General features: G+C 75.4%; 13 protein-coding genes. 3 read left to right on the plus strand and 10 right to left on the minus strand.

Annotated elements, in window-relative coordinates; translation table 11 throughout:
* Positions 1–202 precede the first annotated feature (202 nt).
* Together ACZ7BZ_RS12775 and ACZ7BZ_RS12780 are read left to right on the plus strand one after the other, a co-directional pair.
* Complete coding sequence (locus ACZ7BZ_RS12775; protein ID WP_470358369.1) at positions 203–538, plus strand: hypothetical protein; 336 nt, start codon at positions 203–205, stop codon at positions 536–538.
* 37 nt (positions 539–575) lie between these two features.
* Positions 576–1745, plus strand: a complete 1170-nt coding sequence (locus ACZ7BZ_RS12780) for a THUMP-like domain-containing protein (RefSeq protein WP_470358370.1) — start codon at positions 576–578, stop codon at positions 1743–1745.
* A 1-nt stretch (position 1746) separates the two neighbouring features.
* Here the strand turns inward: ACZ7BZ_RS12780 and ACZ7BZ_RS12785 are convergent, their stop codons facing one another.
* From ACZ7BZ_RS12785 to tsaB, 5 genes are all read right to left on the minus strand, one after another.
* On the minus strand, positions 1747–2658 hold the full coding sequence (locus ACZ7BZ_RS12785) for a polysaccharide deacetylase family protein (RefSeq protein WP_470358371.1): 912 nt from the start codon (positions 2656–2658) through the stop codon (positions 1747–1749).
* Positions 2659–2737: 79 nt separating this feature from the next.
* On the minus strand, positions 2738–3016 hold the full coding sequence (locus ACZ7BZ_RS12790) for a hypothetical protein (protein ID WP_470358372.1): 279 nt from the start codon (positions 3014–3016) through the stop codon (positions 2738–2740).
* Entirely contained in the window at positions 3013–4116 is a 1104-nt protein-coding gene (gene tsaD / locus ACZ7BZ_RS12795; RefSeq protein WP_470358373.1) for a tRNA (adenosine(37)-N6)-threonylcarbamoyltransferase complex transferase subunit TsaD, read from the minus strand. The genes ACZ7BZ_RS12790 and tsaD overlap by 4 nt, the downstream gene beginning before the upstream one ends.
* Complete coding sequence (rimI, locus tag ACZ7BZ_RS12800; protein WP_380460926.1) at positions 4109–4588, minus strand: ribosomal protein S18-alanine N-acetyltransferase; 480 nt, start codon at positions 4586–4588, stop codon at positions 4109–4111. The genes tsaD and rimI overlap by 8 nt, the downstream gene beginning before the upstream one ends.
* Before the next feature lie 23 nt (positions 4589–4611).
* A complete protein-coding gene (gene tsaB, locus ACZ7BZ_RS12805; protein WP_470358374.1) occupies positions 4612–5286 on the minus strand; it encodes a tRNA (adenosine(37)-N6)-threonylcarbamoyltransferase complex dimerization subunit type 1 TsaB in 675 nt (224 codons plus the stop codon).
* 157 nt (positions 5287–5443) lie between these two features.
* Between tsaB and ACZ7BZ_RS12810 the strand changes: the two genes are divergently transcribed.
* On the plus strand, positions 5444–6010 hold the full coding sequence (locus ACZ7BZ_RS12810; RefSeq protein WP_380460924.1) for a hypothetical protein: 567 nt from the start codon (positions 5444–5446) through the stop codon (positions 6008–6010).
* Between the two features lie 33 nt (positions 6011–6043).
* Here the strand turns inward: ACZ7BZ_RS12810 and ACZ7BZ_RS12815 are convergent, their stop codons facing one another.
* From ACZ7BZ_RS12815 to ACZ7BZ_RS12835, 5 genes are all read right to left on the minus strand, one after another.
* Positions 6044–6247: a hypothetical protein gene (locus tag ACZ7BZ_RS12815; RefSeq protein WP_470358376.1), complete on the minus strand. Its 204-nt coding sequence runs from the start codon at positions 6245–6247 to the stop codon at positions 6044–6046.
* A 130-nt stretch (positions 6248–6377) separates the two neighbouring features.
* A complete protein-coding gene (tsaE, locus tag ACZ7BZ_RS12820; protein ID WP_380460914.1) occupies positions 6378–6872 on the minus strand; it encodes a tRNA (adenosine(37)-N6)-threonylcarbamoyltransferase complex ATPase subunit type 1 TsaE in 495 nt (164 codons plus the stop codon).
* A 109-nt stretch (positions 6873–6981) separates the two neighbouring features.
* A complete protein-coding gene (locus ACZ7BZ_RS12825) occupies positions 6982–8421 on the minus strand; it encodes an alpha/beta fold hydrolase (RefSeq protein WP_470358377.1) in 1440 nt (479 codons plus the stop codon).
* Complete coding sequence (gene alr, locus ACZ7BZ_RS12830) at positions 8418–9617, minus strand: alanine racemase (protein ID WP_470358378.1); 1200 nt, start codon at positions 9615–9617, stop codon at positions 8418–8420. The genes ACZ7BZ_RS12825 and alr overlap by 4 nt, the downstream gene beginning before the upstream one ends.
* Before the next feature lie 186 nt (positions 9618–9803).
* Positions 9804–11279: an NAD(P)H-hydrate dehydratase gene (locus ACZ7BZ_RS12835; RefSeq protein ID WP_470358379.1), complete on the minus strand. Its 1476-nt coding sequence runs from the start codon at positions 11277–11279 to the stop codon at positions 9804–9806.
* Positions 11280–11295 lie beyond the last annotated feature (16 nt).

The raw sequence follows: 11295 nt of genomic DNA on the forward strand, positions 1-11295 counted from the left end.
GCGAACCTGCGGGTCTGCCGTCGCGGGGGTCAGACACACGTCTTCGCATTAGCACTCCCCCAGTGGGGAGTGCCAAGGACGACCATAGGCCGCCGTTAGCACTCAGTCAACCAGAGTGCCAACGACGCGCCCCCGGGGCTCGGGCTGCGGATGAGTAGCCGTACTCATGTGCGGCGCCCGGACCGGCGGCCAGACTCCTGCCATGACCTCGATCCCGATGCGCGTCGGCCCGTCCCGGCTCAAGGACGCGGCACTCGCCCTGCTGGCACTGCCCCTGCTCGGGGGCGTGCTCCCGTTCGTCGTCTTCTACTTCGTCGCCTGCCTCGGCAACGGGCCCGGCGCCGGGGACGACGGGGACGGGCGCGGGTGGGCGTTCCTGGCCTACGGGATGATCGCCGGTCCGGCGGCCGCCCTGGTGGCGGGCGTCGTCGTGGCCGTGCGCGGCTGGCGCTCCGACTACCGGATCCTGTCGGTCGCCGCCGCGCTCTCCCCGTTCCTGGTGCCCGCCGTCCTCTCCTCGGGCGTCCTGTGGCGGTGAACCGCCCGCACCGCCGCCGACCGGTCAGAATGGCCCGGTGGACACCGAGAACCTCCAGCCCCTGCTGACCCCCGAGGGTCAGGCCCTGCTCGCCGAGCTGCGCGAGTTCGCCCCCGAGGAGGAGCTGGCGCTGGCCACCCGACTGCGGCGGGAGCACCCGGCGGAGCTGGTGTCGGCGGCGTTCGGGCAGGCGCGGCTGCGGCAGCGGGCCCGGGCGAAGTTCGGGGCGGACGCCGACCTGATGTACTTCACCCCCAACGGGGTCGAGCAGTCCACCCGGCGCAGCGTGGCCGAGTGGCGGGCCCGCCGCTTCGCCGAGCTGGGCGTACGGCGCCTCGCGGACCTCTGCTGCGGCATCGGCGGGGACGTGCTGGCGCTGGCCCGCGCCGGGATCCACGTGCTGGCCGTCGACAAGGACCCGGCGGCCTGCGCCGCCACCGCGGCCAACGCCGCCGCGCTGGGCCTGTCCGCGCTGGTCGAGGTGCGCTGCGCGGACGTCGCCGAGGTGGACGTCACCGGCTACGACGCGGTGTTCACCGACCCGGCCCGGCGCACCGCGCGCGGCCGGGTGTTCGACCCTGAGGCGTACGCCCCGCCGCTGTCCTGGGCGATCGAGGCCGGCCGGCGGACCCCGATCGGCGCCCTGAAGGTCGCCCCGGGCATCCCGCACGAGGCCGTCCCGGCGGACGCCGAGGCCGAGTGGGTCTCCGACCACGGGGACGTCAAGGAGGCGGTGCTCTGGTTCGGCACCGGGGCGACCCGCCCGCACCGCGCCACCCTGCTGCCGCACGGCGCCACCCTGACCGGCGGCGACCTGCCCGACCCGCCGGCCGGCCCGGTCGGGCGGTACCTGTACGAGCCGGACGGCGCGGTGATCCGGGCGCACCTGGTGGCCGAGGTGGCCGGGCAGGTCGACGGCCGGCTGATCGACCCGAAGATCGCCTACGTGACCTCGGACCGGCTGGTCGCCACCCCCTACGCGCACGCCTTCGAGCTCACCGACGTGCTGCCGTACAACGTCAAGAAGCTCAAGGCGCTGCTGCGCGAGCGCGGGGTCGGCACGGTGGTGATCAAGAAGCGCGGGATGGCGATCACCCCGGAGGAGCTGCGCCGCCAGCTCAAGCCCTCCGGCCCGGACACCGTCACGGTGATCCTCAGCCGTACCGACAACGGGCCGCTGATGATGCTGGGGCAGCCGGTCGGCTGACCTACGAGGCCGGCGCCTGGACGTAGTCCTCCAGCCGGGCCACCGAGAAGCCCTGCTCCTGGATCCGGGCCAGCAGGTCCGCGAACATCTGGGTCATCGTGGCGCCCTTGAGCTCCTTGGGGCCGCGGAAGTGCGCCAGGATGATGTCGCCGGACTTCAGCTTCTTGTCCCCCGCCTGGTACTGCATGTCGTGGATCTGCATCGACTCGCGCCAGAGCACGATCGCCCGCGGCCCGCACTGCTGCACCGAGGAGTTGAGCGTCGGGGTGTTGGCGCCGTCGCCGAACGGCGGGCGGAACAGCAGCGGGGCGGTGCCGTACTGCTGGGTGAGCGCGGCCTGGTCCTCGCAGACCTCGGACTTCTGCTTGTCCGCCGACAGCTTGCTCATCACCGGGTGGGTGACGGTGTGGTTCTGGATGTGGTTGCCCAGCGCCTGGAGCGGCTTGAAGTAGCCGTAGTCGTTCTTGACGATGTCCTTGGTCAGGAACATCGAGATCGGCACCTTGAGGTCGGTCAGCATCTCGACGAACTTCGGGTCCTTCTCGGCGCCGTCGTCGATGGTGATGAAGACGACCTTGTCGTTGGTCTTCACATCGCTGAACACCGGTACGGTGCCGGTGCGTTCGAGCTTGATGGGCTTGTCGGCGGGCGGCGCGGGGGCCGGGGCCAGCGGCTTGAGGTTCCACTTCGCCCAGGCCGCGGCGTCGCCCTGGGCCGGGACCGCGCCGGGCGTGGTGGCCGCGGCGGTCGGCGTGCCGCCCCCGGCGGGCCCGGCCGCCGACGACGCCGCCGTGCTCGCGGCCGGTGCGGCGGCACCGCCGCCCCCGTTGTCGCCGCACGCGGTGGCGAAGGCCAGCAGGGCCAGCGCTCCCGCCGCGTACGTCCTGGTCCTGCTCAGCCCGTCCCTGTTCACCGCAGCGCGCTCCCGGTCCCGTCCAGCCTTCTCTCAGCTATGCACGGTAGCGGCCGCGGCGGCGGTTCCCGTCCACGCCCTACTCGACGTGCTCGCTGATGAAGGACCAGCGGTGCACCGGGCGGCCGAGCAGCTCGGCCGGCGGGTCGGCGACGGCCGCGAACATGTCGGACCGGGGCGGCTCGCCGCTCCACCAGGTGATCAGCAGCACCCGCTCGCCGGGCGCGGAGAGCAGTTCGAGGCGTTCCAGCCCGGCCGTTCCGCGCAGTCCGGCCAGCGCGAACTCCCGCACCCAGGCGGCGAGTTCGGCCCCTCGGCCGTCCGCCGCCCGGGCCTCCCACATCGCGGCGACGGTCACGCGGCGCCGCCGCCGAGGGCCTGGTAGGCCTGGCCGTGGACGTCGCCGTGCCCGGTCACCGCGGGGACGTGGACGTCCGTCACCGGCAGCGAGGAGTCGGCGGACAGGTCGAAGGCGGAGGGGGCGCGGTCGCGCCACACCATCTCGGAGCCCAGCGCCGCCACCATCGCGCCGTTGTCGGTGCACAGGCCCGGGCGGGGCACCCGCAGCCGGATTCCCGCCCGGTCGCAGCGCTGCTGGGCCATCTCGCGCAGCCGGGAGTTGGCCGCGACGCCGCCGCCGATCATCAGGTGGTCGACGCCGTTGTCCTTGCACGCCTTGACCGCCTTGCGGGTGAGCACGTCGGTGACCGCCTCCTGGAAGGAGGCCGCGACGTCGGCGATCGGCACCTCCTCGCCGGCCCGGCGCTTGGCCTCCACCCAGCGGGCGACGGCGGTCTTCAGGCCGGAGAAGGAGAAGTCGTACTCGGGGTCGTTCCTGCCGCTCAGGCCGCGCGGGAAGCTGATCGCCTTGGGGTCGCCCTCGCGGGCCGTCCGGTCGACGATCGGGCCGCCCGGGAAGCCCAGGCCCAGGACCCGGGCGACCTTGTCGAAGGCCTCGCCGGCCGCGTCGTCGATGGTCGCGCCGAGCGGGCGGACGTCCGTGGTGATGTCCTCGCTGAGCAGCAGCGAGGAGTGCCCGCCGGAGACCAGCAGAGCCATCGTCGGCGAGGGCAGCCGACCGTGCTCCAGCTGGTCGACGCAGATGTGCGAGGCGAGGTGGTTGACCCCGTACAGCGGCTTGTCCAGCGCCCAGGCGTACGCCTTCGCCGCGCTGACGCCGACCAGCAGCGCGCCGGCCAGGCCGGGCCCGGCGGTGACGGCGATGCCGTCCAGGTCGCCGGCCTTGATCCCGGCGGTGTCCAGGGCGCGCTGGATCGTCGGGACCATCGCCTCCAGGTGGGCGCGGCTGGCGATCTCCGGGACGACGCCGCCGAAGCGGGCGTGGTCGTTGACGCTGGAGGCGACCGCGTCGGCCAGCAGGGTGGTGCCGCGCACGATGCCGACGCCGGTCTCGTCGCAGGAGGTCTCGATGCCGAGGACGAGCGGTTCGTCAGCCATGGGGGGTGTCCTTAGGGTCCTTCGGGTCAGTGCTCGGGTGTTCGAGGCGCATCACCAGCGCGTCGATGTTGGCGGGCTGGTAGTAGCCGCGCCGGATGCCCACCGGTTCGAAGCCGTGGCGCTCGTACAGCCGTTGGGCGCGCTGGTTGTCCACCCGGACCTCCAGCAGCAGGTCGGCGCAGCCGCGCCGGGCGGCCTCGTGGATCAGGTCGGTGAGCAGGGCGGTGCCGAGGCCGGCGCCCTGGTGGCGGTCGTCGACGGCGATGGTCTGGACGTCGCCCTCGCCGGCGACGGTCATCAGACCTGCGTAGCCGACGATCGTGCCGTCCGCGGCGGCGGCGACCGAGTAGTGGCGGGTGCCGCCGGGGTGGGCCTCCGCGAGCTCGGACCAGAACATCCCGTGGGACCAGGCGTCCTCGGGGAACAGCCTGAGCTCCAGGTCCATCACCGGCCCGATGTCCCACCAGCGCATCGGGCGCAGGGTGGTGCCGTGGTTCACGCCGGGAGCACCGCCTTGCCCCCCAGGACGGTCTTGTAGCCGGCCGGGACCTGGGCGTCCGGGCGGCGCAGGTACAGCGGCACGTTCGGCAGCAGCTCGCGCCCGCCGGCCAGCTCGGCCGCGGCGAAGCCGGCCAGGGCACCGGCCGAGACGTGCGCGGGGCCGTGGGCGCCCGGGAAGGCGTCCGGGTAGAGCAGCGCGCCGGCGCCCACCGAGCGGGCCTCGGGCGTCAGCTCGGCCGGGCGGTCCACCCCCGGGCCCTCGGTGCGGTTGCCGTCGGCGTCGTACGAGGCCCAGTAGACCTCCTTGCGGCGCGCGTCGGTGGCCACCGTGAACGGCTCCCCGGCCAGGCCCTCGGCGCGGGCCTGGAAGGCGATCGCGTCCAGGGTGCAGACGCCGTGCACCGGCAGGCCCAGCGCGTGGCCGAGCGCGGCGGCGGTCACCAGACCGACCCGCAGGCCGGTGTACGGGCCGGGGCCGACACCGACCGCGATGCCGGTGAGACGGCTCTTGTCCACTCCGGCGGCCCGCAGGACCTGGTCGATCGCGGGCAGCAGCAGTTCGCCGTGGCGCCTGGCGTCGACCTGATGGGTCTCGGCGAGGACGCCCGTGCCGTCATGGACGGCGGCGGTGACGGCGGGGGTAGCGGTGTCGAACGCGAGCAGCAGCACGGGGTCAAGGTTAGACCGACGTTGGGCCGACCGGCTGATCGAGCTGGTGTCCCCCTCAGGAACACACGTACTGGGCGCTGCCGACCCGCCCTGGAGACCTGGCACGATTAGGGCCGTACGAACAGCGGACGGCGGCGGGAGCGGGCACGTGGCGAAGATGGGTCCTGGAGTGGTGGTCACGGGGTTGACCCTGGGGGCCCTGGCGGTGGTGAGCCTGCTGGCCTTCCAGGCCAACGGCGCGCAGGACCGCGCGGGCGGAGCCCGGCCGACCGTCGCCTCGACGTCCACCGGCCCGGCCGCCTCCGCGACGCCGAGCGCCTCCGCCACCCCGACCGTCCCGCCGCTGCCGGCGTCCTCGGGCAGCGGCACCCGGGTGGTCTACTCGGCCGGCAGCCACTTCGTCTGGCTGGTCGACCCGAAGAAGAACCCGCAGGTCACAGCCGCCTTCCCGGTCACCCCGGGCTCGGTCGAGCCCACCCCGGGCAGCTACTCGGTGTACAGCCGCAACCCGAGCGCCACCGGAACGGACGGCCGGCAGATCGAGCACGTGGTGCGCTTCGCACAGCAGAACGGCGTGGTGTTCGGCTTCAGCGCGGCACTGGACGGCGCGACCCCGACCGCCGACCCGAAGACCAAGACCGGCGGCATCCGCAGCGGCCGCGCCGAGGGACAGCTGCTCTGGGACTTCGCGCCGAACGGCGCCAAGGTGGTCGTGATCCCCTGATCCGGGCGCCCTCCGGGGCGGGCCCGACAGGCCCTAAGCGGCCCGGGGAGTACCGGCCTCGGGCTCCTCGGGCTCCTCGGCCTGTCGGGGCCGCGGCTCGGGCGGGGTGGACACCGCCTCGGCGGCCGCGCAGGCGGCCAGCAACGCCCGCATCGGCTCGCCCGGAGCGCGGTGGGCGGACTCTCCGGCCCCGGCGGTGCGCGCGGCGCGCTCCGGGGCGGGGGTGGTGCTCGACATGGCGCCTCCCTAGTTAGGCAGACCTAACCGCAGCACCCATCCCACCACGCCCGGCGCCCCGCCCGCAACACCTTGCCGACAGCCTGTCGGCAAGACGGTGGAACCCGATCGACCGGTGCGGGAGCACGGCTCAGGCCAGTGCGGCCAGCTCCACGCCCGCCCAGCGCCCGCCGATGCCGGTCAGCAGCACCCGGCGCGGGTCGTGGTCCTCACCGGCGGTGTCACCGATCGCCCGCTCGATCCGCACCTCCAGCCGGTCCTCGGACAGCCGCTCGACCTTGCCCTCGCCCCACTCGACCACCACCACCGACTCCGGCAGCGAGACGTCCAGGTCGAGGTCCTCCATCTCGTCGAGGTCACCGCCCAGCCGGTACGCGTCCACGTGCACCAGCGCCGGGCCGCCGACCAGCGAGGGGTGCACCCGGGCGATCACGAAGGTCGGAGAGGTCACCGCCCCGCGGACCTGCAGCCCCTCCCCCAGACCCCGGGTCAGCGTGGTCTTCCCCGCCCCCAGCTCGCCGGAGAGCAGCACCAGGTCCCCCGGCCGCAGCAGCGCGGCCAGCTCCCGGCCGAGCCGGCCCATCCGCTCCGGAGTGGGGACGGTCAGAGTGGCGTGCGAGCCCATGCGCGTGTCTTGCCCTTCGGTCCGTAGCGGCGCACCGACCACCGGCCGCCACCGCTACCGTGCCACATCGCCGCACCCGTCGTGGCGCGCGGTCCTGGCTCGACGGGGCTCAGGCCGGGTCGACGGCCGCTTCCCCGGACGCCCCGGTTGCCCCGGACGGGCCGGCGGACTCGGTCGGCTCTGCGGGTTCGGCCGGCTCGGTCGGATCGACGGACTCGGCGGCGAGCTCGAGGACGGCCGGCGGCAGCGGCGCCGCCCCGGCGAAGTCCGCGGCCCGGCGCAGCAGCAGCGCCAGCTCGTGGTCGACCAGCTCCGGGCGCTCCAGCAGCACCAGGTGCCCCGCCCCCTCGACCAGGACCAGCTCGGCGCCCGGCAGCCGCTCCGCCATCGTCTCGCTGTGCGCCGACGGCGTCAGCAGGTCCTTCGTCCCGGCCAGCACCAGGGCCGGCAGGCCGCGCAGGGCGGCCAGCGCCTCGTACTTCTCGTGCGCGCCGAACACCGGGTAGAACTCGGCGACCACGTCGATCGGGGTGGCGTCCAGCAGCTGTTCGGCGAACCGCACCACACCGGGGTCGACGTCCCGGCTCCCGAAGGAGAACCGCCGGTAGAACACGGCGGCGACGTCCGAGCCGATCCGCCGGCTCGCCTCCACCAGCTCGACCTGACGGCCGAGCAGCTTCACCACGCCCGGCGCGACCCTCTTGAACAGCTTGGCCCCGGCCCTCGGCAGACCGAGGCTCACATCGTTCCAGTCGCCGGCCAGGGTGCCGACCAGCGCGACCCCGGCGACCCGCTCCCGGAACAGCTCCGGGTGCTGGTCGGCCAGCGCCATCACCGTCATGCCGCCCATCGAATGGCCCACCAGCACCAGCGGCCCGGTCGGCGCGACGGCGTCGATCACCGCCTTGAGGTCGCCGCCGAGCTGGTCGATGCCGGCCGGCTCGCCCGCCAGGTACGAGCGGGAGCGCTCGGAGCGGCCGTGACTGCGCTGGTCCCAGAAGACCAGCCGCACGCCCTCGCGCAGCGCCGCCCGCTGGAAGTGCCAGCTGTCCTGGTTGAGGCAGTAACCGTGGCTGAACACCACGGTCAGCGGCTCGGGGCTGGTACTCGCCCGCTCGCCTCCGGAACGCTCTGACCCGGTGCCGACGGTCGTCGCTCCGACGCCCGCGTTCCTCAGGCCTCCTCGCTCCTCCCTTTCGGCACCGGCACGTCCCTTCGGCTCGGGGCGGTCCCCGTCACGGTCGCCGTCCGGCTCGTCCCAGCCGGTGCCGTCCAGCTCGACGTACAGCCCGGTGCCGTCCGGCGCGGCCACCGTCAGCGGGCGCCCGCGCAGCGACCCGTACGGGGCGGTCGCCTCCAGCTCGGCCCGGGCCCGGCGGCGCATCGCCCGTCCGACCGTCAGCCGCTCGATCGCGACGCCCGCGGCCGCGCCGGCCGCCAGCACACCGACCGAGATCCCGATCACGCCGGCCCGGCTCACCCCGGTGGCCACGTCGGCCGCCTTGGCCACCGCCGCGACCGGGTTGCTGTCGGCCGGCGTGTCGGTCATGCCGCGTGGCCCCCGTCGCGGCTGCCGCCCAGGTAGCGGCGGGGCACCCGGGCGCCGATCCGGGTGATGATCTCGTACGAGATGGTGCCGCAGGCGCGGGCCCAGTCCTCGGCGGTGGGCTCGCCGCGCTCGCCGGGGCCGAACAGCAGCACCTCGTCGCCGGTCTCGGGGGTGTCGCCGCCCAGGTCCACCACGAACTGGTCCATCGCCACCCGGCCGGCCACCGTGCGCCACTTGCCGCCGATCTGCACCGGGCCGGTGCCGCTGGCGTGGCGCGGGACGCCGTCGCCGTAGCCGACCGGGACCAGGCCCAGGGTGGTCGGACCGGGCGTCACGTAGTGGTGGCCGTAGCTGACCCCGTGTCCGCCGGGGACGTGCTTGACCAGCGCCAACCGGGCCGACAGCGACATCACCGGGCGCAGCCCGAAGTCGGCCGGCGAACCCACCTCGGGCACCGGCGACAGCCCGTACGCGGCCAGGCCGGTGCGGACCAGGTCGAAGTGCGCCTCCGGCAGCAGCAGGGTGGCCGGGGAGTTCGCGAGGTGCCGCACCTCGGGCCGCAGACCGGCGGCCTCGGCGTGCGCCAGTGCGGCGCGGTAGGAGTCCAACTGGGCCTGGATCGACGGGTGGCCGGGCTCGTCGGCGGCGGCGAAGTGCGACCAGACGCCGACCGCCCGCAGCAGCCCCTCCGTCTCGGCGCGCCGCACCTCGGCCACCAGCTGCGGCCAGTCGTGCGGCTGGCAGCCGTTGCGGCCGAGGCCGGTGTCGGCCTTCAGGTGCACGCGCGCCGGGATGCCGGTCTCCCGAACGGCCGTCAGCAGCTCGTCCAGCGCCCACCGGCCGCTGATCGAGATGTCCAGGTCCGCGCGCAGCGCCTCGCGCCACGGCCCGCCGGGCGTCCACAGCCAGCACAGGATGCGGGCCTGCTCGGGGCGGATGCCTGCGGCCCGCAGCGCCAACGCCTCGTCCGGCGTCGCGCAGCCCAGCCAGCCGACTCCGTTCGCGACCGCCTCGCGGGCGCACTCGACCGCGCCGTGGCCATAGGCGTCCGCCTTGACCGCGAGCATCACCGCCGCGCTCCCGACGCGCTCCCGCAGGGACGCGAGGTTGCCGCGCAGGGCGGCGAGATCGATGGTCGCCTCGGCCCGTACGCCGTCGGTGAGGGTGGCCGTGCCGGTCGTGTTCGCAGTTGTCATCAGGGTCAGTCTCCCAGACGTCCCGGAGTCCTCGCCGAACGGCCCATTGGCGCGACGGTCGGTGCCGCGGCCCCCCGCACCCCGCCGACCTGCGGCGAACGGCCCGTCCGCCCAGCTGAGGACGCCGTGAACGGACGTTTCGGTTCCGCCCCGGGGCGGGGCGGCCGGGCCGCCGGCCGGTGCCGGCTACGGCTCCCGGACCGCCCGCCAGACCGCCGGCAACGCCCCGGCCACCGCGAGCGCCGTCACCGGCGCGCCCGGGTCGCCGGCCGCCTCCCGGCCCGCCAGGCCGTGCAGGTAGGCGGCCACCGAGGCGGCGTCCAGCGGGGACAGGCCGGCCGCCAGCAGCGAACCGGCCAGCCCGGCCAGCACGTCCCCGCTGCCCGCGGTGGCGAGCCAGGAGGTGCCGGTGGGGTTCACCCGGACGGCCCCGCCCGGGTCGGCGACCACGGTGGTGGAACCCTTCAGCAGCACCGTGGCCCGGTAGGCGGCGGCCAGCCGACGGGCGGTGGCCAGCCGGGCGGCGGCCAGCCCGTCGGCGGCGGGCGGGGCGGTGCCCTCGGCGCCGGCCAGCAGCCGGGCGGCCTCGCCGGTGTGCGGGGTGAGCAGGGTGGGCGCGGTCCGGCCGGCCAGCGCCTCCGGGCCGAGTCGGCCCAGCTCGGTCAGCCCGTCCGCGTCCACCAGCACCGGGACGTCGCTCGCCAGCGCCTCGGCCAGCGTCTGCCGCGCCCCCTCGCCACCGCCCGGGCCGACCACCCAGGCCTGCACCCGGCCGGCCCCGGCCGGGCCGCCCTCGGTGACCAGCGCCTCGGGGAAGCGCCGCACCACCTCCTCGGCCGCCGTGCCGACGTACCGGACGGCGCCCGCACCGCCCCGCAGCGCCCCGGCGACCGCCAGCAGCGCTGCCCCCGGGTAGGTGGCCGAACCGGCCGCCACTCCGACCACGCCGCGCCGGTACTTGTCGCTCTCCGCGCCCGGCAGCGGCAGCAGCGCCGCCACGTCCGCGTGCTGCAGGGCCGTCACCTCCGGCCGCGGCGGCTCCAGCCCGATGTCCACCAGTTGCACGGCGCCCGCGTAGGAGGCCCCCGGGTCGATCAGCAGCCCGGGCTTGTACGTGCCGAAGCAGACCGTGACGTCCGCGCGTAGCGCCTCGCCGGGCACCTCGCCGCTGTCCGCCTCCACCCCGCTGGGCAGGTCCACCGCCACCACCACCCCGCGCCGCCCGGCCCGGGCGTACGGCACGGCCTCGGGGCGCAGCCCGCCCCGGCCGCCGAGGCCGACGATGCCGTCCAGCACCAGGTCCGCGCACGAGAAGTCGGCCAGACCGACTTCCTCCTCCGCCGTCACCCGCCCGCCGGCCGCCCGCAGCGCGGCCAGCCCGCCCTGGTGCGCCTTCTCCGGCGCGAGCAGCACCGCCGTCACCCGCGCCCCGCGCCGCGCCAACGCCGCCCCGGCGTACAGCGCGTCACCCCCGTTGTCCCCGCTGCCCGCCAGCACCGTCACCCGGCTGCCGTACACCCGCCCCCGACGCCGGCCCAGCAACCGCGCACAGGTCGCCGCCAGCCCGGCGGCCGCCCGCTGCATCAGCGTGCCCTCCGGCAGCCGCGCCATCAGCTCGGCCTCGGCGGCCCGGACGGTTTCCACGGGGTGTGCATGACGCATGGGGAGAACTCCTTCA

Source organism: Kitasatospora sp. NPDC036934 (assembly GCF_055608425.1).